Annotated in this window: 8 protein-coding genes; 3 read left to right on the top strand and 5 right to left on the bottom strand. The window is 72.6% G+C overall.

Translation table 11 applies throughout. The features are described 5' to 3' along the window. Positions 1 to 7: 7 nt before the first annotated feature. Together ACZ6JY_RS30645 and ACZ6JY_RS30640 are read right to left on the bottom strand one after the other, a co-directional pair. Entirely contained in the window at positions 8 to 14,140 is a 14,133-nt protein-coding gene (locus ACZ6JY_RS30645) for a type I polyketide synthase (RefSeq protein WP_469201015.1), read from the bottom strand. 754 nt (positions 14,141 to 14,894) lie between these two features. Next, positions 14,895 to 15,866, bottom strand: a complete 972-nt coding sequence (locus tag ACZ6JY_RS30640) for an ACP S-malonyltransferase (protein WP_469201013.1) — start codon at positions 15,864 to 15,866, stop codon at positions 14,895 to 14,897. A gap of 827 nt (positions 15,867 to 16,693) precedes the next feature. On the opposite strand from ACZ6JY_RS30640, the gene ACZ6JY_RS30635 reads away from it, so the two are divergent. From ACZ6JY_RS30635 to ACZ6JY_RS30625, 3 genes are all read left to right on the top strand, one after another. Next, a complete protein-coding gene (locus ACZ6JY_RS30635; protein WP_469201012.1) occupies positions 16,694 to 17,131 on the top strand; it encodes an NfeD family protein in 438 nt (145 codons plus the stop codon). A gap of 31 nt (positions 17,132 to 17,162) precedes the next feature. Further along, positions 17,163 to 18,281: an SPFH domain-containing protein gene (locus ACZ6JY_RS30630; RefSeq protein ID WP_469201011.1), complete on the top strand. Its 1,119-nt coding sequence runs from the start codon at positions 17,163 to 17,165 to the stop codon at positions 18,279 to 18,281. A 267-nt stretch (positions 18,282 to 18,548) separates the two neighbouring features. Further along, positions 18,549 to 18,752, top strand: coding sequence for a cold-shock protein (locus ACZ6JY_RS30625; RefSeq protein ID WP_469201009.1), 204 nt, complete (start codon positions 18,549 to 18,551; stop codon positions 18,750 to 18,752). A 131-nt stretch (positions 18,753 to 18,883) separates the two neighbouring features. On the opposite strand, the gene ACZ6JY_RS30620 is transcribed toward ACZ6JY_RS30625, so the two are convergent. The 3 genes from ACZ6JY_RS30620 to ACZ6JY_RS30610 form a co-directional block, all read right to left on the bottom strand. Beyond that, complete coding sequence (locus tag ACZ6JY_RS30620) at positions 18,884 to 19,750, bottom strand: GNAT family N-acetyltransferase (protein ID WP_469201007.1); 867 nt, start codon at positions 19,748 to 19,750, stop codon at positions 18,884 to 18,886. Between the two features lie 142 nt (positions 19,751 to 19,892). Beyond that, on the bottom strand, positions 19,893 to 20,546 hold the full coding sequence (locus tag ACZ6JY_RS30615) for a GNAT family N-acetyltransferase (RefSeq protein WP_469201006.1): 654 nt from the start codon (positions 20,544 to 20,546) through the stop codon (positions 19,893 to 19,895). Positions 20,547 to 20,656: 110 nt separating this feature from the next. Then, entirely contained in the window at positions 20,657 to 21,961 is a 1,305-nt protein-coding gene (locus ACZ6JY_RS30610; protein WP_469201004.1) for a hypothetical protein, read from the bottom strand. Positions 21,962 to 22,072 lie beyond the last annotated feature (111 nt).

Here is a 22,072-nt window from a genome sequence, read left to right as displayed (position 1 = left end):
TTCTCCCTCAGGCGCCGTAATTGTTGTCGAGCAGTTCGAAGAGTTCATCGGCGGTGGCGGTGGTCGTGTCGGCGCCCTCCGCCCCGTCGGCGCCGCCGTCCCGCGTCCTGCGGCCGTCCCAGGCGCGCAGCAGTTCCCGCAGGCGGGCGCCGATCTCGTCGGCGTCGGCCGTCTCCGTGCCCGCGGTGGCCAGGGCGTCGGCGAGCCGGTCCAGTTGGGCGAGTACGGGCCGCTCGGGTTCGGGTGGCGCGCCGAGCCGTTCGTGGAGGTGGGCGGCGAGCGCGGCGGGCGTGGGATGGTCGAAGACCGCGGTGGGCGGCACCGGGATCCCGGTCGCGGCGCTGAGGCGGTTTCTGAACGTCATGGCGAGCATCGAGTCGAACCCGGCGTCGGTGAAGGGCCGTTCGGGCTCGACGGCCGCGGCGCCGGAGTGTCCGAGCATGGCGGCGGCTTGCGTGAGGACCAGGTCGAGGACGGTGCGGCGGCGGTCGGCCTCGTCCAGCGGGGCGAGCCGCGCGGCGAGTTCGGCCGCGGGATCCGCTTCGGAGGGCCCGGCGGCGGGTCGCGGGGCGGTGGGCGCCGCCGCCGTCGCCGCGGTGGCGGACCGGCCCGGGGTGGGCAGCCAGTAGCGCTCGTGCTGGAAGGCGTAGGTGGGCAGGGGGACGTGGGCGCTGGTGGGCGGGGGCAGCACGGCGGCCCAGTCCACGGGGGCGCCGTGCGTCCATGCCTCGGCGAGCGAGCCGAGGAGGCGGTCGGTGCCGCCGTCGTCGCGGCGTACGGTGCCGACGACAGCCACGGGCAGCTCCGCCCGCTCGGCGGTGCCCGCGACCGCGGCGGTCAGCACCGGGTGCGGGCTCATCTCGATGAACAGGTCGTGCCCGGCGGTGAGCAGGGTCTCGGTGGCGCGCGCGAACTCGACCGGCTCGCGCAGGTTGCGGTACCAGTAGGCGGCGTCCAGGGTGGCGCCGTCGATGATGTCCCCGGTCACGGTGGAGTACAGCGGCACGTCGGGCGTCCGGGGCCGTACGGCGGCGAGGGCGGTGCGCAGCGCGTCGCCGACGTCGGTGACCTGGGCGGAGTGGGCGGCGTAGTCGACGGGCAGCCGCCGGGCCCGCACGGTCTCGCGTTCGCAGTCGGCGAGCAGCCCCTCCAGCGCGGCGGGTTCGCCCGCGACGACGACGGCCTGCGGACCGTTGACCGCGGCCACACCGATCCGCTCGTCGTACGGCAGCAGCATCTCCCGTACGCGTTCCTCGGGCGCGGCCAGTGAGACCATGCCGCCGCGGCCCGCGAGGCGCAGGAGTTCCCGGCTGCGCAGGGCGACGACGCGGGCGGCGTCATCGAGGGACAGTGCCCCGGCGACACAGGCAGCGGCGATCTCCCCCTGGGAGTGACCCACCACCGCGGCGGGCTCCACCCCGTACGACCGCCACACCTGCGCCAACGACACCATCACCGCGAACAGCACCGGCTGCACCACATCCACCCGCTCAAGCCCCTCACCCGAGCGCACCACCTCCGACAACGACCACTCCACATACGGACCAAGAGCCTCCGCACACTCACCCAACCGAGCCGCGAACACCGGAGAGGACTCCAGCAACTCACGCGCCATCCCCGGCCACTGCGACCCCTGACCCGGAAAGACGAACACGGCGCGTGCCTCGCCCGCGCGGCCCGTGACGGCGCCGGGTGCGGGCGCCCCGTCCCCCAGGGCCGTGAGCGCGCCGAGGATCTCCTGCCGGGTGCGGCCGGTCACCGCGGCGCGGTGGCGGAAGGCGGTGCGGGTGGTGGCGAGGGCGTGGGCGAGATCGGCGAGGGGCCGCTCGGGTTCGGCCTCGGTGTGTTCGCGCAGTCGGCGGGCCTGGGCGCGCAGGGCGGGCGCGGAGGCCGCGGACAGCGGCAGCGCCACGGTGTCCCCGGCGATCGGTTCCGGTGCCGCGGGCGCGGCGAGCGGTGCGGCCACCGGGGTGTCGTCCGGGGCCTGTTCGAGCACGGCGTGCGCGTTGGTGCCGCTCATGCCGAACGACGAGACCCCTGCGCGACGCGGGCGGCCGGTGTCGTCCCACGGCCGGGCCTCGGTCAGCAGCCGTACCGCCCCCTTGGACCAGTCGACGTTCGTGGAGGGCGTGTCGACGTGGAGGGTGCGGGGCAGCAGGCCGTGGCGCAGGGCCATGACCGTCTTGATGACGCCGGCGACGCCCGCGGCGGCCTGGGTGTGGCCGATGTTGGACTTCAGCGAGCCGAGCCACAGCGGCTGGTCCCCGGTCCTGTCCCGGCCGTAGACGGCGAGCAGGGCCTGTGCCTCGATGGGGTCGCCGAGGGTGGTTCCGGTGCCGTGTGCCTCGACGAGGTCGACGTCGCCCCCGGTCAGCCCGGCGGCGGCGAGCGCCCGGCGCAGGACGCGCTCCTGCGCGGGGCCGCTCGGGGCGGTGAGGCCGTTGCTGGCGCCGTCCTGGTTGACGGCGGAGCCCCGTACGACGGCGAGCACGGGGTGCCCCCGGCGGCGGGCCTCGGAGAGCCGTTCGACGACCACGACACCGACGCCCTCGCCCCAGCCGGTGCCGTCGGCGGCGTCCGCGAACGACCGGCAGCGGCCGTCGGGCGAGAGCCCGCGCTGGCGGCTGAACTCCACGAAGGCGTCGGGGGACGCCATGACGGCGGCGCCGCCGACGAGCGCGAAGGAGCACTCCCCGGCACGCAGCGCCTGCCCGGCCAGGTGGAGGGCGACCAGCGAGGAGGAGCAGGCGGTCTCGACGGTGACGGCGGGGCCCTCGGTGCCGAGGGTGTAGGCGATGCGTCCGGAGGCGACACTCGTGACCGTGCCGCTGAGCAGGTGGCCCTCCACGTCGGCGGCCGGGTCGTGCGGCCCGCTGCCGTACCCCTGCCCGGCGACGCCCAGGTAGACGCCGCCCTGGCTGCCGCGGAGCGACCTGGGGTCGAGGCCCGCGCGTTCCAGGGCCTCCCACGAGGTCTCCAGGAGGAGCCTCTGCTGCGGGTCCATGGCGAGGGCCTCGCGCGGCGAGATCCCGAAGAACTCGGCGTCGAAGTCGCCCGCGCCGTCGAGGAATCCGCCGCCGGTCGTGTAGAAGGTCCCCTCGCGCTCGGGGTCGGGGTCGTAGAGGGCGTCGAGCGGCCAGCCGCGGTCGTCGGGCAGCGGGCCGATCGTGTCCCGCTCGCCCACGACGAGGTTCCACAGGTCCTCGGGGCTCCGCACGCCGCCCGGGAAGCGGCAGGCCATCCCGATGACGGCCAGCGGCTCGTCGGCGGCGGAGGCGGTGAACGCATGTGGTGCGTCCTTCGGCTCGGAGGCGGCGCCGGTCAGTTCGCCGTGCAGGCGGTCGCCGAGCGCGGTGGCCGTCGGATGGTCGAAGACGGTGCTCGCGGGCAGGGTGAGGCCGGTGGCCGCGGCGAGGCGGTTGCGCAGTTCGACGGCGGTGAGCGAGTCGAAGCCGATGTCGTGGAAGGGCCGTCCGGTGTCGACGGCCGCCGTCGAGTCGTGCCCCAGGACGGCGGCGGCCTCGGTGCGCACGAACTCGGTGAGCACGCGGCGCCGCTCGGCGTCGGACAGGCCGGCGAGCCGCTCGCGCCAGCGGGCGGCGGCGTCGGACTCCGCGTCCCGGACCGGCTCGGCCGCCGCCTCGGGAAGGTCGCTGAACAGGGCGCTCTCACGGCCGGAGCGGAAGGCCGGGGCGAAGCGCGGCCAGTCCATGTCCGCGACGGCGATGCCGCTGTCGTTCCGCTCCAGGGCCCGCCACAGCGCGCCGAGCGCCGCCTCGGGCGCCATCGGGACCAGGCCGAGGCGGCGCAGCCCCGCGCCGGTCTCCCCCTGTGCCATGCCAGGACCGGCCCACGGCCCCCAGGCCACGCAGGTCGCGGGGCGCCCCTGTGCGCGCCGCCGTTGGGCGACGGCGTCGAGGAAGGCGTTGGCGGCCGCGTAAGTGGCCTGTCCCGCGCTGCCCCAGACGGCCGAGACCGACGAGAACAGCACGAAGGCGTCCAGGTCATCGCCGAGCAGGGCGTCGAGGTGGGCGGTTCCGCGCACCTTGGCCGCGGTCTCCTCGGTGAGCAGCTCGGTCGTGCAGTGCGCGATCCGGGTGCCGGAGGTGACACCGGCCGCGTGGAAGACGGCCCGTACGGTGTCGCCGTCGGCCGCGAGACGGGCGAGGAGGTCCGCGAGGGCCGACCGGTCGGCGACGTCACAGGCCGCGACGGTGGTACGCGTGCCCGACGCGTCGAGCTCCCCGACGAGTTCGGCGACGCCTGGCGCGAGCGGTCCTCGGCGGCCCGTCAGGACGAGGTGGTCGGCGCCGCTGCGGGCGAGGCGGCGGGCCACCTGAGCACCGAGGCCTCCGGTGCCGCCGGTGACGAGGACGGTGCCGCGTACGGTCCACTCGGGCGCGCCGTGGTCCGGCGCGTGGCGGTCCGGCGCGTGGCGGTCATCGGCGGCGGCAGGCTCCCGGACCAGGCGGCGGCCGTACGGGCCGTCGTCGCGGACGGCCACCTGGTCCTCGGCGCAGCCGCCGTCGTGGGTGCGCACGGCCCCGGCCAGCAGGGCGCACAGGCGCCGCAGGGCGGTGCCGTCGGGCTTCTCGGGCAGGTCCACGAGGCCGCCCCAGCGCTGCGGGTGTTCGAGTGCGGCGACCCTGCCGAGCCCCCACACCTGGGCCTGTTCGGGGTGGTCGGGGCCGGTGCCGTCCACGGTGACGGCGCCGGTGGTGACGCACCACAGCGGCGCGTCGGCGCCCGCGTCGCCGAGGGCCTGGACGAGGAGGAGGGTGGTCTCGGGCCCGGTGGAGGGGGCGAGCAGCGACAGCACGCCGTTCACACCGGACGGTACGTGTGCCGCGAGCCCGGACCGGTCGGTGCCCTCGGGGACGGCGAGGACGGACACGTCGGCGCCGTGCTCGGTGACCGCGCCCCGGCACGCCTCGGCGAGCGGCGCGCCGGCGGCCGCCCCGGGCACGACGAGCAGCCAGGTGCCGGAAAGCCGGACGGGGGCCGGGTCGGGCAGGGCGCGCCAGGTGACGCGGTAGGTCCAGGCGTCCGCCGCGTCGGCGGGGCCCGCGGTGCTCGCCGGGCTCGGCGCGGGCCAGTACCTGCGGTGCTGGAACGGATAGGTGGGCAGGTCGAGCGGGGGCGCGTGGTCCGGGAGGCCCGCGGTCCAGTCGACGGGCACACCTCGTACGTGCAGGGTGGCGACGGCTTTGGCCAGCGACTCGGCTTCGGCGTGCCCCTCACGCAGCAGCGGTACGGCGCGGCAGTCATCCTCGGCGGTGCGGCACTCCTCGACGAGGCCGGACAGGACGCCGGGGCCGAGTTCGAGGCAGCTCGTGGTGGACTCCGCCAGCAGGGTGCGGGCGCCGTCGAGGAAGCGGACGGTGCCGCGCACGTGCCGCACCCAGTACTCGGGGTCGCACAGTTCCTCGGCGGTGGCGCGCTCACCGGTGAGGTTGGATATGACGGGGATGCGCGGCGGCCCGTACGTCATCCGCCGTGCCACGGTGCGGAATTCGTCGAGCATCGCCGCCATGCGCGCCGAGTGGAAGGCGTGGCTGACGGCGAGTTCCTTGGTGCGGCGGCCCTGTGCCCGCATGGCCCCGGCGAGACGCAGGACAGGTGTGCGGTCACCGGACAGGACGGTGGAGCGGGGCCCGTTGACGGCGGCGATCGAGACGCCGTCCGCGTCGGCGCCGGCTTCGGCGAGCAGCGCCCGTACCTCCTCCTCGTCAGCTTCCACGGCCGCCATGGCGCCACCGCCGGGCAGCGCGTCCATGAGACGGCCGCGCGCGCCGACCAGGGCGCAGGCGTCCGGCAGGTCGAGGACCCCGGCCACGTGCGCGGCGGCGAGCTCGCCGATGGAGTGCCCGAGCAGTGCGTCCGGCCGTACGCCCCAGTGCTCCATCAGCCGGAACAGCGCCACCTGAAGGGCGAACAGCGCGGGCTGGGTGCAGCCGGTGCGGTCCAGGAGTACGGCGTTCTCGGTGCCGGGGGCGGCGAACATGACGTCGCGCAGCGGAAGTCCGAGGTCCGGGGAGAGATGCGGTGCCAGGTGGGTGAGGACGTCGTCGAGCGCGTCGGCGAAGGCCGGTTCGGTGCGGTACAGCTCGGTGCCCGCGCCCGGCCGCTGGCTGCCCTGGCCGGGGAAGAGGAAGGCCGTGCGGCCGTGCGTGCCCGCGTGACCGGTGACGAGCCGCCCGGAGGACGCCCCGTCGGCCAGGGCGTCCAGGGCGGCGAGGACCGCGTCGGGGTCGTGGCCGAGGACGGCGGCGCGGTGGTCGAGCGCGGCACGCCGGGTGGCGAGGGCGTGGGCCACGTCCGCGAGGTCACCGGTGGGGTGTTCGCCGAGATACGTGCGCAGTCGGGCGGCCTGTGCGCGCAGGGCGTCCGGGGTGCGGGCTGACAGCAGCAGCGGCACGGCGACATCCGTGCCGGGTGAGCCGTCCGCCACCGGGGCCGCGGCGTTTGTCACCGGGACCGCGGCGTCCGTCACCGGGGCCGCGGCGGGTGGCGCCTGTTCCACGACGATGTGGGCGTTGGTGCCGCTGATGCCGAACGAGGAGACCCCGGCCCGCCGCGGCTCTCGCGCCTCCGGCCAGGGCGTGGGCGCGGTGAGCAGCCGTACGTCGCCGCCGGACCAGTCGATGTGCGGGTTCGGTTCGTCGGCGTGGAGCGTGCCGGGCAGTTCTCCGGCGCCGAGGGCGAGCACCATCTTCATGAGCCCGGCGACTCCGGCCGCGGCCTGGGTGTGCCCGATGTTGGACTTGACCGAGCCGAGCCACAGCGGCCGTTCGGCGGGACGTCCCGCGTACACGGCCTGGAGCGCCTGCGCCTCGATGGGGTCGCCGAGCACGGTGCCGGTGCCATGCGCCTCGACGGCGTCGACCTGGTGCGGGCGCAGACCGGCGTCGGCGAGCGCGGCACGGATGACGGCCTGCTGGGAGGGCCCGTTCGGGGCGGTCAGGCCGTTGCTCGCACCGTCCTGGTTGACGGCCGAGCCACGGATGACGGCGAGCACCCGGTGACCCTCGCGCCGGGCGTCGCTCAGCCGCTCCAGGAGCAGCACTCCGGCGCCCTCACCCCACGCGGTGCCGTCCGCGCCCGCCCCGAAGGCCTTGCACCGGCCGTCGCGGGCCAGGCCGCGCTGGCGGCTGAACTCGACGAACAGGCGGGGCGTGCTCATCACCGTCACGCCGCCCGCGAACGCCTGGTCGCAGTCTCCGCGCCGCAGCGCCTGCGCGGCGAGGTGCACGGCCACCAGCGACGACGAGCAGGCCGTGTCCACGGTGAGGGCGGGCCCTTCGAGACCCAGGACGTAGGAGATGCGGCCCGACATCACGCTGGCCGTGTTGCCGGTGAGGAGGTGCCCTTCGGACACCTGGGGGTCGGCTCCGGCGATGCCCATGTAGTCCTGGCCGTTGGTGCCGACGAACACGCCGACACGGCGCCCGCGCAGCGCGGCCGGGTCCTGCCCGGCGTGCTCCGCGGCCTCCCAGGACGTTTCCAGGAGGAGCCGCTGCTGCGGGTCCATGGCGAGCGCCTCGCGCGGCGAGATCCCGAAGAACTCGGCGTCGAAGCCGGCGGCGTCCGTCAGGAACGCGCCCTGCGTGCAGTAGGTGGTGCCTGTCCGGTCGGGGTCCGGGTCGTAGAGCCCGGCCGTGTCCCAGCCCCGGTCCGATGGCCAGTCGGTGACCGTGTCCCGGCCCTCGGTGAGCAGCCGCCACAGCTCGGCGGGGCGCCGTACGCCGCCCGGGAACCGGCAGCCCATGCCCACGACGGCGATGGGCTCGCCGTCGTGGCCGGCCGGGACGGCGGACGTCGCGGACGTCTCGTACGAAGACCGGTCGCCGGCGGGTCCCTCTCCCGCACCCGGCCCACCGGGCGTCCCGAGTTCGCTCAGGAGGTGGTCGGCGAGGACGGCCGGTGTGGGACGGTCGAAGAGCACGGTGGCGGGCAGCCGTACGCCGGTCGCGGCGGCCAGCCGGTTGCGCAGCTCGACGGCCGTCAGCGAGTCGAAACCCATGTCGGTGAAGGCCCGTCCGGGGTGTACGGCGTCGGGGGCGGTGTGCCGCAGGACGGCCGCCGCGTGCGTACGGACGACGTCGGTGACGAACCGGGCCCGCTCGGCGGCGGGCACGGCGGCGACCCGCTCGCGGAACGCGCCTTCCGGCACATCGGGCCGGCTCTCGCCGCTGCCTTCGTCCCTGCCGGTCAGTCCGGCGAGCAGGGTGGCGGCCCGGGGTCCCGTCGTGTCGGCGAACCGCCGCCAGTCAGCGTCGGCGACGACCACCAGCTCGTCGTCCTCGGCGAGGGCACGCCCGATGGCGGTGACGGCCGCCGCGGGGTCCATGGAGGGCAGACCGCGGTCCCGCAGCCGCCCGGCGACCCCGTCGGCGAGCATGCCCTCACCGGCGGCCCAGGCACCCCAGGCGAGAGCCGTGCCGGGCAGGCCGTCGGCCCGCCGGGAGGCGACGAGGGACTCCAACGCGGCGTTGGCGGCCGCGTAGTTGGCCTGCCCCGCGTTGCCCACGACCCCCATCAGGGAGGTGAAGACGACGAAGGCCGAGAGGCCGAGGTGGGCGGTCGCCTCGTGCAGGACGTCGGCAGCGGTCACCTTGGCCCGCAGCGACACGGCGAGCCGCTCGGGGGTGAGGGCGTCCAGCATGCCGTCGTCGAGGACTCCCGCCGCGTGCACGACAGCGGTCAGCGGGCGGTCCCGCGGCAGCGTCCCGATCAGTTCGGCCACACGCTCCCGGTCGGCGACGTCGCAGGCCGCCACGGTCACGGCCGTACCCGCCTCCTCCAGCTCCGCCGACAGCGCGTCCGCACCCGGTGCCTCAGGCCCGCGCCGGCCGACGAGGAGCAGGTGCCCCGCGCCTTGCGCGGCCAGCCACCGCGCCACGTGGGCGCCGACGCCTCCGGTGCCACCGGTGACGAGGACCGTGCCGTGCCCGAACGCCTCGTCGGGGACGGGCAGGCCGTCGCGCACCGCGGCGGGCAGCAGCCTCCGGCCGTGGACCCCGGTCGACCGCACCGCCACGTGGTCCTCGTCGGTCACGGACGCCAGCACGGCGCACAGCCGCCGCAGAGTCCGCTCGTCCGGCTCGCGGGGCAGGTCGGCCAGCCCGCCCCAGCGGTCGGGGTGTTCCAGCGCGGCACAGCGGCCGAGCCCCGCGACGGCCGCGTACACGTGGGCCCCCGGCCGTTCCCCTGCCTCGACCACGGCCGCGCCGCGCGTCACGCACCACAGCGGCGCGTCGATGCCCGCGTCACCGAGCGCCTGCACGAGCGTGAGGGTGAGCGCGAGCCCGCCCGGCAGCTCCGCGTGCCCGGGGTGCGGCCGGCGTTCGTCCGCGAGCAGCGAGAGGACCCCGGCCACAGGTAACTCCCCGGCGGCGGATTCGAGTTGGGCGGCCAGCGCGGCACGGCTCGTCCCGGGCCCTTCGACGGGTACGACGGTGAGGTCGAGGCCGATGGCCATGAGCCCGCGTACGAGGGCCTCCGCGGCCCCCTCGTTCCCGGCCCCGTCGCCCGCGACCCCCTCGTCCGGACACACCGCGAGCCAGCGCCCGTCCGGCGCCGCGGCGGGCGGCAGGTCCAACGGCTGCCAGCCCACGCGGTGCCGCCAGGAGTCGACGCGCCGCTCCCGCGTCCGTTCGGCACGCCATGCGGCCAGCGCGGGGAGCACCTCGTCCAGGGCCGCGGGAGTCACCCGCAACGTCTCGGCGAGCCGCGCGGGCTCCGCGCCGACGAGCGCCTCCCACAGACCGTCCGTCTCACCGGTCCCATCGGCCGACGGCTCCGCGGTCTCCAGCCAGAACCGCTCGCGCTGGAAGGGGTAGGTGGGCAGTTCGGTGGGGGTGGCCCCGGTGCCTCCGAAAACGGCCGACCAGTCAACCGGAATGCCGTACGCGTGGGCCTGACCCGCGGCCAGCAGCATGCGCCGCAGACCACCCTCGTCCCGCCGCAGCGTGCCCACCACCACAGCATTTGCCCCGGCCGCCTCCAACGTCTCCTCAACCGCCATGGCCAGCACCGGATGCGGACTCACCTCGACGAACGCACCAAACCCCGCACCCGCCAAACCCCGCACAGCAGCCTCAAAACCCACCGTCCCCCGCAGATTCGCATACCAATACCCCGCATCCATCACCGAGGTATCCAGCCACTCCCCCCTCACCGTCGACCACAACGGCACCCCACCCCGAACCGGCGCAATCCCCTCCAGTGCGTCAGCCAACTCCTGCTCAATAGCCTCAACGTGCGCCGAATGCGAGGCATAGTCCACATCGATCCGGCGCGCCCGCACCCCCTGCCGCTCGCAGGACTCCAGCAACTCCTCCAACGCACCGCTGTCCCCGGAAACCACCACCGACGAGGGACCATTGACCGCCGCCACCCACAAACACCCCGGCCACCCCCCAACCAACTCGCCAGCCCGCTCCGCGGACACCGCCAACGACACCATCCCGCCCCGCCCGGCCAACCCCACAATCGCCCGGCTGCGCAACGCCACCACCCGCGCACCATCCGCCAGCGACAAACCCCCCGCCACCACCGCCGCCGCAATCTCACCCTGCGAATGCCCCACCACCGCGGCAGGCACCACCCCGTACGACCGCCACACCTCCGCCAACGACACCATCACCGCGAACAACACCGGCTGCACCACATCCACCCGCTCAAGCCCCACACCCGAGCGCACCACCTCCCACAACGACCACTCCACAAACGGACCAAGAGCCGCCGCACACTCCTGCATGCTTGCCGCAAAGACGGGAGACTCATCCAGCAGCTCACGCGCCATACCCGCCCACTGCGCACCCTGCCCCGGGAACACGAACACCGTCCCCCCGGACACCGACGCCCGCCCCTCCACCACAAACGGAGACGGCTCCCCCAACGCCAACGCCCGCACACCCTCCAGCAATTGCTGCCGGTCACCCACCACCACAGCCCGGCAGTCATGCACCGCCCGCGTCACCGCAAGCGACAACCCCACATCACCGACCCGCACACCCCCACCACACACCTCAAACAACCGCCCCGCCTGCTCCCGCAACGCCGCAGACGACTTCCCCGACACCACCCACGGCACCGGCCCACACACATCAGCAACCTCAGCAGAAACCACCTCCGGCACCTGCTCCAGAATCACGTGCGCGTTCGTCCCGCTGATCCCGAATCCGGAGACGCCGGCCCGCCGGGGGCGGTCACACTCCGGCCAGGGCCTCGGTTCGTCGAGCAGGCGTACGTCACCCGCGCTCCAATTCACGTACGGCGTCGGCTCGGTGATGTGCAGGGACCGAGGCAGCCTCCCGTGCCGCATCGCGAGGACCATCTTCATGACGCCGCCGACACCGGCGGCGGCCTGGGTGTGGCCGATGTTGGACTTCAGGGAGCCCAGCCACAGCGGCCGCCCCTCCGGACGTTCCTGGCCATACGTGGCAAGCAGCGCCTGCGCCTCGATCGGATCCCCCAGCGTGGTCCCGGTGCCATGCGCCTCCACCGCATCCACATCCCGCGCCGACAACCCCGCGTCAGCCAGCGCCGCACGAATCACCCGCTGCTGACTCGGCCCATTAGGCGCCGTCAGCCCATTGCTCGCACCGTCCTGATTCACCGCACTCCCCGCCACCACCGCCAACACCCGACGGCCATGACGACGGGCATCCGACAGACGCTCCAGGAGGAGCATCCCGACGCCCTCGGCGAGGCCGAAGCCGTCGGCCTGTGCGGAGAACGCCTTGCAGCGGCCGTCGGCAGCCAGGCCGCCCTGGCTGCTGAACTCCACGAACATGCCCGGCGTGGGCATCACTGTCGCGCCGCCCGCGAGCGCGAGGTCGCACTCGCCGCGGTGCAGCGCCTGTACCGCCAGGTGCAGGGCCACGAGCGAGGAGGAGCAGGCGGTGTCCACGGTCACCGCGGCGCCTTCGAGGCCGAGCGCGTAGGCGATGCGGCCGGAGGCGACGCTGCCGGTGTTGCCGGTGAGGAGGTGGCCGTTGCCGTCCTCCGCCTCGTGGAGGCGGGGGCCGTAGTCCATGGTCATCGCGCCTACGTAGACGCCGGTGCGGCTGCCGCGCAGGGTGTGCGGGTCGATCCCTGCGCGTTCGAGGGTTTCCCAGGACGTCTCAAGGAGGAGCCGCTGCTGCGGGTCCATGACGCGTGCCTCGCGGGGCGAGATGCCGAAGAACTCGGCGTCGAAGCGGTCGGCTTCGTGCAGGAACCCGGCCTCGCGCTGATAGTGGCGGCCGGAGGCGACGTCCTCGGGGGCGCAGGCGCCCTCGGTGCGCCAGCCGCGGTTGTCGGGGAACGGTGTCACGGCGTCGGTGCCGTCCGAAAGGAGCCGCCACAGGCGCTCCGGGCTGTCGGCGCCGCCGGGGTAGCGGCAGCCCATCGCGACGATCGCCACCGGGTCGTCGTTCGTGGCCGCGGCGGCCGCGCCGCGCGCCTCCGTGTCGTCTCGCCCGGCTTGTCGCTCGGTTCGCGGTCCCGCCTGGGACGGGCCGGGCAGCAGTTCGTCCCTGAGGGCCTCGGTGAGCGCCGTCGGCGTCGGGTGGTCGAAGACGGCCGTCACGGGCAACGCCTCGGCGCCGGTGGCCGCGGCGACGCGGTTGCGGATCTCCACCGCGGTCACGGAGTCGAGGCCGAGGCCGGTGAAGGTGGCGTGGGGGTCGATGGGCCCGGCGTCGCCGAGCACCGCGGCGACCTCCTGGCCGATGACACGCAGCAGCCGCTCGCGCTGTCCGGTGGCGGTGAGGCGGGACAGCTCGTCGCGGAGGGCGGCTCCGGGGTCCTCGGTGGTGGCGTCGTCGTCCGCTTCCCACAGGTCGTCGGGCAGTTCGGCGGGGCGGGCGCCGAGCCCCGCGAAGACGGCCGCGCGGTCCGGGGTGACACCGTGCGTGTACGCCTCGCCGAGCGCGGTGAGGAACTGCGTGCGGCCTCCGTGGCCGCGGCGCAGGGTCGCGCCGATGTGGGCGGTGACGTTCTGTTCGGCGGCGGTCGCCTGGAGGGCGGTGGTGAGGACCGGGTGCGGGCTGATCTCCAGGAGGGCGTGGTGGCCGTCCCGCAACAGGGCCTCGGTGGCTTCGTGGAAGCGGACCGTGCCGCGCAGGTTGCGCGCCCAGTAGCCGGCGTCCAGGACCGGTTCGGGGAGCCGGTCGCCGGTGAGGCCCGAGTAGTACGGCAGGTCGGCGGGGAGCGGCCGGACCGGGGCCAGGTCGGAGTGGAGACGCGGCACGATGGCGTCGATGTGCGGGGAGTGGGCGGCGAGCCCGACGGCGATACGGCGCGCGTGGACGCCTTCGGCGGTGAGCCGGGTGACGAGGTCCGTGGCGGCGGCGGTGTCGCCCGACACGATCACGGAGCTGGGACCGTTGACGGCGGCGACCCCCAACTGCCCGTGGTACTCCTCCAGTCGGGCCGCCACGTCGGCGGTGGGAGCCATCACGGAGACCATCTCGCCGCGCCCTGACAGGGTGGCCTGCGCCTGGCTCCACAGGGCGACGACGCGGGCGCTGTCGTCGAGGGAGAGCGCGCCGCTGACGGCCGCGGCGGAGATCTCGCCGCAACTGTGGCCGAGGACCGCGGACGGTTCCACGCCGTGCTCGCGCCAGAGTCCGGCCAGGCTGACGCCGACGGCGAACAGGGCGGGCTGCACGACATCGGGGCGCTCCAGGGCGGGCGCGCCGTCGGTGGCGCGCAGCACGTCCATGAGGGACCAGTCGACGAAGGGTTCGAGTGCCTGCGCGCAGGCGTCCATGCTCTTCCTGAACCCCGGTGCGGACACGAGCAGTTCGGTGGCCATGCGGGGCCACTGGGAGCCCTGCCCCGGGAAGATGAACGCGACGCCGGTGCCGGGCCCGCCGGGCCCCTCGATGAGGCCGAGGGTGCCGCGTCCGTGGGCGAGCGCGTCGAGGCGGTCCAGGAACTCCTCGCCTTCCCGGGCCACGAGGGCGGCGCGTCGCCCCTGGGTGGCCATGGCGCGGGCGAGGGCGAGCCCGACGTCCGCGGGGCTCCACTCGGGCAGGGTGCGCAGGTGGTCGCGCAGCCGTCGCGCCTGCGCCGCGAGGGCGCCCCTGCTGTCACCGGACAGGGCCCACAGGAGGGAGGTCCCGGCAGGGGAATCGGGCACGTTCACGCCATGGCTCCTCAGCACGCACAGGGGGCAACGGGACAGGGACTGCGGGGGGCCGCGGGCCGGTGTATGGGGCCGCGCGGGCGCGCCAGGACGCTGGGGCGCCCGGCTCGGGCCCCGCGTCGGCGTCGGCGCGGGTGGCTCTCGGGGGGTCTGTGGGGAGGCTACGGAAGGGTCCGCGGGGGTCTGCGGTTCTCGGCGGGCGCCTCTTCGCCGGCGGGTGTCCCGTCAGTACAGGCCCTCCGGCGCGCTGCCGGCGATCTGGAGGGGCCGGACGTCGGCGACGCCGTCGCACGTGCGCCGGCGAGGACCACGACGTGCTCGGGCGAGCGTCGGCACAGCGCCGCGAAGAGGGCGGGGGCGGTGTTGAGGCAGTCGATGCCGCGCTGGTCGAGGGCGTAGTCGATCTGGTCCAGGAGGTGGTCGGTGTAGCGCTCGACGTCGGCCGGGTGTGAACCCTTCGTGGACGAAGGACCAGCGGCGCCAGACGGCGCGGTGGTGGAGCATGACGCGGGTGCGGAAGACGCGGCAAGGGGTGCCCGTGAGCTCTTCGTACCGCGTGATGTCATACGGGTCGAAGTCGAACCGCTCGCGGCGGCTCAGCCAATAGGGGCTTCCGCCATCGGCGTCGAATGTGCGCCGCACGACTCTGCGGGTCCATTCGTCGATGTCGACGTCGAGCCTCTTCTTGACGAGTACGTCGGGGTCGGTCGTGTGGATTTCCCCCGGCTCTTTTTCGTGCTCGGCCCCCCACATGTCAGTGTCCCCGTGTTCCGGAGTTGCCTCCGGAGAAGCTGATTCCGAGATCGTAAGCGGTATTGACAGCGAGTTGTATATGCTCGGCGTTCTTGACGTGAACAACGGGGAACGGGAAAGCGATCATTCCTTCGGGGATTGCGGAACCCATGACGAGACCGAGGCGCACGTCGTGGCTCCGCATCCCCTCGTAGATGTCGACCAGACTGGTCGGGTCCGTGGGATTCCGCTCGAACATTTCACGTACATCGTCCGCCGTTTTCAGCTCTCCGCGCTCCAGGCAGGAAAGCAGCGGAATGCGGGGGTCGGCGAACGGCATCTTCGCCACGTGGGGCGCGATGAAGTCACGGAAGGGCTTGCGCAGCGGGGAGTGAACGGCGTTGGTGCGGCCGGGCAGCGGCACGATCGTGCCGGGAGCGGACTCGGCGGCCAGGCGGTCGAGTGCCGTGCGGTGACCGGCGAGCATGAGGATGCGCCGCGAACCATCCACGACGGGGCCGAAGTCAGCGGCGAGATGGACGTCGGGGCGGCCCTGCCAGGGCGGCGGGGACTGCGCTTCCTCGGCCCGCACATAGGCGAGGGCCATGCCCTCGTCGGCGTCCTCGGGCCGGGGACCTGGGGCGTCGGCCGTCCGGGCCAGCATGGTGAACAGCGACCGGCGGTCCAGGGCGCCGGCCAGACAACTGGCCGTCATCGCGCCCAGACTCAGCCCGCCGACCACGTCCGGCCTCAGGCCCGCCTCCGCCAGGAGGTCGTACACGGCGATGGCGAGCGCCGCTTCGCCTACCGTGCCCGCGCTGTGCCGCCGCTCCCGCCCCTCGGGCAGCTCGCCGCGCAGAATCTGTTCGGCCGTGAGGCCGGTCCAACCTGATATCTCTGCATAAAGCCGCCGTACGAGCGGTGACGTCTCATACAGTTCGATTCCGTACGGTTCGGTACCGACGCCACCGCCGAATAAGTACCCCAGGGGCATGCTTACTCCTGTTCACACTCCAAAAATCTCTTGCCGTACGAACTCAGCACCGATGGTGAAGACCTTCCCACGCCTCGACGAAGAAAATCAACAACACCTGTAAAAATTACATACGCCAGATCGCGACGCAGCACACCGTAAGACACGGGGAAGCCGAAAGGTACGGGAACGCGAAGGATTCAGGGGACGACGCGAAGGATGCAGGGACGCGAAAGACCCAGGGCACGAAATACCCAGGGAATGAGACATAGGCGAGCCTAACATCGGGACCGCCCCCACAGAACGGCACCTTCTCGATCCGGCCACTCCTTGCGCGCGCCACCTCTCCACGGGGGAAGGGCATGAACAAGCCAGCCCCAAACGCCCCGCTCGCCGTGGAGAGCGAATGCATTTCGCACACTTGGGCGGGTACTCGCCGGCGCCCGGAATTACATATTCCACGGCATCATCACGGCCCTCACCTCGGGACGGGAACACGGTTCTGGCACGTGCCACGCGTGATTGCCTCACGGGCAGGACGAAACATCCGTGCGATGCGCCCCTGCGCACCCGTCCGCACCCGGCTCACCAGAAGTGGCGCGAAGCCTTAGCCAACCGGTCGGCCAACGCCTCGCACATGAGCCCGCCCCCGAGCAGAAAACCGCTTCCGTTCGCCTTCATCGCCTCGCAGAGTTGGCGCGTCTGCGGCACATCCACCTGCGGCCGGTCGATGGCCGGCAGGCACGTGCAGGAGTCGGTGTCCGTGCCAGTGTGCGCCAGGAATCTATTCCCTCAGGCGTTCCGGGGGGTAGCTTGGAAGGAGAGTCCCCCTCAGGGAGGCCGATCCGATGCCGTGGTTCGTGTGGCTGCTTACCGCCGCGGCGCTTGGTGCCGTGGAGTTTTTTACCCTGACCTTGATCTTTGGCCTGCTGGCGGGTGCCGCGCTGGTCACCGCCGTAGTCGCCGGAGTGGGCGTCGGCATCCTCGGCCAGCTCGTGGCTCTGGCGGCGACAGGGGTCGCGGGCTTGGTGATCATCCGGCCCATTGCCCTGCGGCACATGACCGAGCCACCGCTCACACGTGAGGGCAGCGACGCGCTGATCGGCAAGCGTGCGGAGGTCCTGCAGGAGGTGACCGCCACTCACGGCCTGATCAAACTGTCCGGCGAAGAATGGTCCGCCCGCGCTCTCGACGAAAGCCATGTGATCCCGGTGGGCGGGCTGGTTGACGTGCTGGAGATCGAAGGCGCTACAGCCATCGTCTACCCCCGCGAACTTCTCCCGTAGAACGGCCGGCGCCCAGAGCGATGGAGGAAGCGTGGAACCGATTGTGATCGTGATTCTCGTGGCGGCGATATTCGTCGTCTTCCTCGTGGCCTCCACTGTGCGGATCGTCCCGCAGGCCCGCCGCTACAACGTGGAGCGGTTCGGCCGGTATCGCCGGACCCTTCAGCCCGGGCTGAACTTCGTCCTGCCGGTGGCGGACCGCATCAACACCAAACTCGACGTACGCGAGCAGGTGTACTCGTCCGACCCCAAGCCGGTGATCACCGAGGACAACCTCGTGGTGAACATCGACACCGTGCTCTACTACCAAGTCACTGATCCGCGGGCGGCTGCTTACGAGGTCGCTGACTACCTTCAGGCCATCGATCAGCTCACCGTGACCACGTTGCGGAACGTCATCGGCAGCATGGACCTGGAGGGGACGCTCACCTCCCGTGAGGTCATCAATGCCCAGCTTCGCGCGGTCCTCGACGACGCCACCGGCAAGTGGGGCATCCGGGTCAACCGCGTCGAGATCAAGGCCATCGACCCGCCCAACACGATCAAAGAGGCGATGGAGAAGCAGATGCGGGCCGAACGTGACAAGCGCGCGGCCATTCTGCACGCCGAGGGTGAGCGGCAGGCCAAGATCCTCACCGCGGAAGGCACGAGGCAGAAGGACATCCTCGAAGCACAGGGCACGCAACAAGCCATGATCTTGCGGGCCGACGGTGAGGCGAAGGCAGTGGAGCGCGTCTTCCAGGCCGTCCACCGCAACAACGCCGATCCCAAGATCCTGGCTTACAAGTACCTCGAGACACTTCCGCACCTGGCGAAGAGTGACAACAACACGTTCTGGGTGATTCCGGGAGAGCTGACGGAGGCGGTCCGCACCGTCACCAGCGCGTTCGGTGACCACGCGGCGGAGAGTCCCTCAAACCCCGCTCCCGCTGCTCCAGCCCTGGCGACAACCACCGCGGACACCCACGAAGCACCGGACGAGGGCGGGGCACCGGCCCGACAGCCCGACACGACGCTGCCACTGGACGCCGCCACGGCTGTCGACGAGGCCACGAAACAGGCCGCCGCCGCGGTGAGCGACGCCAAAGCCGAGGCGGAGGCTGCGAGCACTCCGACAGTGCCCGGCCGAGGCCAGGCGTCCGGCCGCTGAGGTCACGTCACCCTGGGTTGCGCCGCCCGCAGCGCCTCTCGTAAACAGAGGATTCGTACCCCTTCTCACCTGTGTGTTCTCACGGGACGAGAGGGCGGGCCGGTGTAGCGTCAGAACAGCTGTCATGGTTCCGAACCGAAGTACTGGGTCACCGGTGGGCAGGCGTTCACCGGCGGCCCTGTCGTTCAGAGTCTCTGAGGACCAGGGCGATCACCTCCGGTCCCCGCACGGTGCGGGGCCGACTTCGAGTCCCCTTGGAGGACAAATATGGCCACCGGAACCGTCAAGTGGTTCAACGCGGAAAAGGGCTTCGGCTTCATCGAGCAGGACGGCGGCGGACCCGACGTCTTCGCCCACTACTCCAACATCGCCGCCCAGGGCTTCCGTGAGCTCCAGGAAGGCCAGAAGGTGAACTTCGACATCACCCAGGGCCCCAAGGGCCCCCAGGCGGAGAACATCACCCCCGCCTGAACCGCACCCGCGACAAAGCCCGCCCGGCGAACGTTCGCCGGGCGGGCTCACGATGAGCCGGCTTCGTCTCACACCACACCGGCCGCCAGGGGCAGCGACGCGGCCTGTCCGATAGCGCCGCCTGATCATTTTCAGGCGGCTCGGCTGACGTCCAGCCGTTCGGACGACGGCTCGTATCCAGCCGCCCGGTAGGCGGCGACGGCGGCAGCGTTCGAGCTCGGGGTGCTGACGAGTGCGCTTGATGCCCCCAGTTCACGCAGCGCCGCCGCAGCGGCGACGCCGATCGCCGTCCCGTAGCCGCGACCGCGATGGTCGGCGTGCACGCCCACCGGCTCCAGCAGGCCGGGCTTGCCGGGCCCGGCCGACCAGACCGTCGCCGCGGCCACCGCGTTGTCCTGGTCGTCGTAGCCGATCAGGCAGCGGGCATCGGCGTAGACCGGCCCGGCCGCGAGGACATGCCAGATCTCCTCGGTGAACGCCGGGCTGCCGAACGCCGAGCGGTGCACCGCGGTCCGCACCCCCGCCGTCTCCGGACCGGCTACCTCGATCCGCAGGCCGGAGTCCTTCACCGGCTCGGCGAGGTCGTGGCGCAGCGGCGTCCACGGCTCGTCCAGATTCCAGCCCGCCTCCAGGAGGACGTCGCGGAGCAGGGCGCCGTCGGGGATTTCGAGGCCGACCTTCCCGGGCGGCAGGACCCCGCGCTCCGGATCATCGAGGTCCGCCAGCAACTGGCGCGCCAGATTCCCGTCCTGTCGCAGGTCCGGCGCGGTCGTCAGGCGCAGCACATCAGGGGCGTCCAGGTACCCGACCGCGATGATCCGTCCGTCCACGCTCCAGGTGCGGACGGCCGCGGCCAGCCTCTCCGCGCCCAGCGCCCAGGCCCAGCCGAGGTCTCCCGGATGGAGTTGCAGAGGCGTGCGGTCGTCCTGCCATGCGCGGAGGGCATCCACGGCCCCGGTCAACCCGTCGACACCGGGCTCGTTCAGAACGATCGTCATGTCCCGCATCCCACACCATCGGGGCGAACGGCCGCACCTGGATTTACTCGGCCCGTCAGTCCGACAGGACACGCCCTCAGCGGTCTCTCCGGCGGCGGCACGGCACGAGACACCGTTCCGGCGAACGGCCCCTCACGTCCGCTCACATCTCCTGCCTCCGCGGCGGAACCTCGCGGATCAGACCGGTCAGCGGGCCGAGGGTGCGCCACCCCAGGAACTCGTAGAGTGCCCGCCCCTCGACCGTCCCGCCCAGCACGGCGGACGAGGAGCCCGAGGCGACAGCGGCGTTCTCAAGCGTCCGCATGACGAGGCTGCCGAGTCCCTTGCGACGGTGGGCCGCCGAAGTCTCGATCTGGTCGAAGACGGCGGTGCGCCCAGGACCAGGTACGGCGACCTGACCACGGGCGGCGAACGCACCATCCTCCGTGATGACGAGCACCCGTGTGACGCCGCCCCGCGCCCAAGTACGCACCTGGTAGCCGTGGGGAGCCACTGCGGCCTGTGGCCGCAGCAGTGCCGACATCAGGAAACCGTCGTCATCGAGGCGCCAGCCGGGCGCTGCCCACGAGGCGACAGTCCGCGGCGGCAAGAAGAGCTTGAGCCAGGTGCCCGGGGCGGTGACCGTCTCCGTCAGCTTACGGACCAGTGACTCGTCGGCATCCGTCAGGACGTGCCGGGTGACATGACCGTCCAGCCCGACGTCGACGGTGAAGCCCCAGGGCTCGGACACCGGTGGCGCGGCTCCGCGCGAGACGACCCAGCCCTCCACCCATGAACGTACGACTGCGGCATCCACGCGACCCCCTCCGTAATGAGTGCAGAACGCTACTGAACATTACACGGGGAGGGGTCGGGCCCCAGCCGGTGGTGTCGGCCGGGGCCCGAGCGGTCACGGCTGGTTGGCGGTCAGACCTTCACCAGGTCGTAGGTGCCGGTGCCGTCCGGCCTGCCGCTGCTGTACTGGCGCAAGAACTCGCCGTCGGCGTAGCGGTCATGGCCGATCATGGAGCCGGTGTACTTGTTCTGCACGCCGATCTTCGAGCTGCCGGGTACGTCGCGGTAGATGTAGAACCGCTGGAGGTCGTCCTCGGTGCAGGTGACCGTCATCAGGGCCGCCCGTTCGGTGGCCGGGTTCTGCCCGCCGATGGTCGCGCACCCGCCGTTGCCCCAGTTCCACAGGGTCGCCTCAAGGACCCCATTGTTCTCCGTCACGTTGCACAGCCGCCAGTTGTCCAGATGGGCGCTGAAGATGCTGGAGGGCCGCAGGCGGACACCGTCGTCCGCCAGGAGCGGCGCGCCCCAGGACAGGGGCTTGCCGGGTACGGCGATCTTGTAGGCGTCGGTGCCACAGTTGAGAGCGGCCCGTGCGGTGGGCGTGGTGGGCGCGGCGGCCGGGGCGCTCTTCGCGCTCTTGGTGGCCTTGGTGGCCTTGGCGCTCTTGGTGGCCTTGGCGGCGCTCTCGGCCGCGTCCCGGGCCGCGGTGGCCTTCGCCGAGGGGACCGGGCCCGCCGCGTGCTTGGCCTTGGCGGTGGCGCTGCCGCAGTCCAGCAGGGTCTGTGCCTTGGCCATGATGCTGTTGGCGGGGACCTTGTCCTCGCAGCGCACCGCGCCTTCCTCGAGGGTGGTGTAGGTGGTGTAGCTGCCGCGGTCGGGGCCCTCGACCCACTTCAACGCGTGGCTGCCGTCGCCTTGTTGGACGCGGTTGCAGTTGAGGCTGCCGTAGGTGCCGGTGGCCTTCTTCGTGCCCTTGTAGAGCCCGTAGTAGCCGGGCTGGGAGAAGTTCCAGGTGATGGAGTCCGACACGCTGCTGGTGGAGGTGTAGTTGACCTGCACGTTCAGGCCCAGGGTCGCGCCGACCGTGCCGAGGGCCTCGACGGCGAAGCTGCCCTGCACGTTGCCGTTGAGGCCGAGGGTGACCGAGATGGTGGTCTGGGTGTTGGTGGAGACGGTCTGGCTGCCGGTCGTGCCCTCGGTGACGTACCAGCCCTTGAAGTGGGTGATCGTCGGTGTGACTTCGGTGGTCTTGATGATCGGGTGGCGCTTGCCGAGATCGGCTGCGGTACAGGTCTGGCCGGGCTCGGCCTTCTGCTGGGCCGCGGCGGGCGCGGCCGGTGCGGCGGCTGCCGGGGTGGCGGCCAGGCCCGCGGCGGCCGTCGCGGTGGCTATGAGCGCTCCGAGCCCTCTGCCCAGGCGGGTTCTTGTGCGGCGCATCGTTGTTTTCCCCCTGCTGTGCGTTGTCTGTGAGGTGAGCGTGAGTGAAAGTAGCGCCGCCGCGGGCGGCAGGGCGATACCACAACTGGCCAAACGCGATCAAGAACTGTC

The organism is Streptomyces sp. NPDC046335 (assembly GCF_055587985.1).
The sequence above is the reverse complement of the archived record's forward strand: the minus strand, read 5'-3'. Positions and strand labels throughout refer to the sequence as shown.

What these genes read in the sequence shown, in the direction of transcription:
- ACZ6JY_RS30640 (WP_469201013.1), bottom strand. Translation starts at nt 15,866, where the DNA reads ATGCCCCTGGGGTACTTATTCGGCGGTGGCGTCGGTACCGAACCGTAC.
- ACZ6JY_RS30635 (WP_469201012.1), top strand. Translation starts at nt 16,694, where the DNA reads ATGCCGTGGTTCGTGTGGCTGCTTACCGCCGCGGCGCTTGGTGCCGTG.
- ACZ6JY_RS30625 (WP_469201009.1), top strand. Translation starts at nt 18,549, where the DNA reads ATGGCCACCGGAACCGTCAAGTGGTTCAACGCGGAAAAGGGCTTCGGC.
- ACZ6JY_RS30620 (WP_469201007.1), bottom strand. Translation starts at nt 19,750, where the DNA reads ATGACGATCGTTCTGAACGAGCCCGGTGTCGACGGGTTGACCGGGGCC.
- ACZ6JY_RS30610 (WP_469201004.1), bottom strand. Translation starts at nt 21,961, where the DNA reads ATGCGCCGCACAAGAACCCGCCTGGGCAGAGGGCTCGGAGCGCTCATA.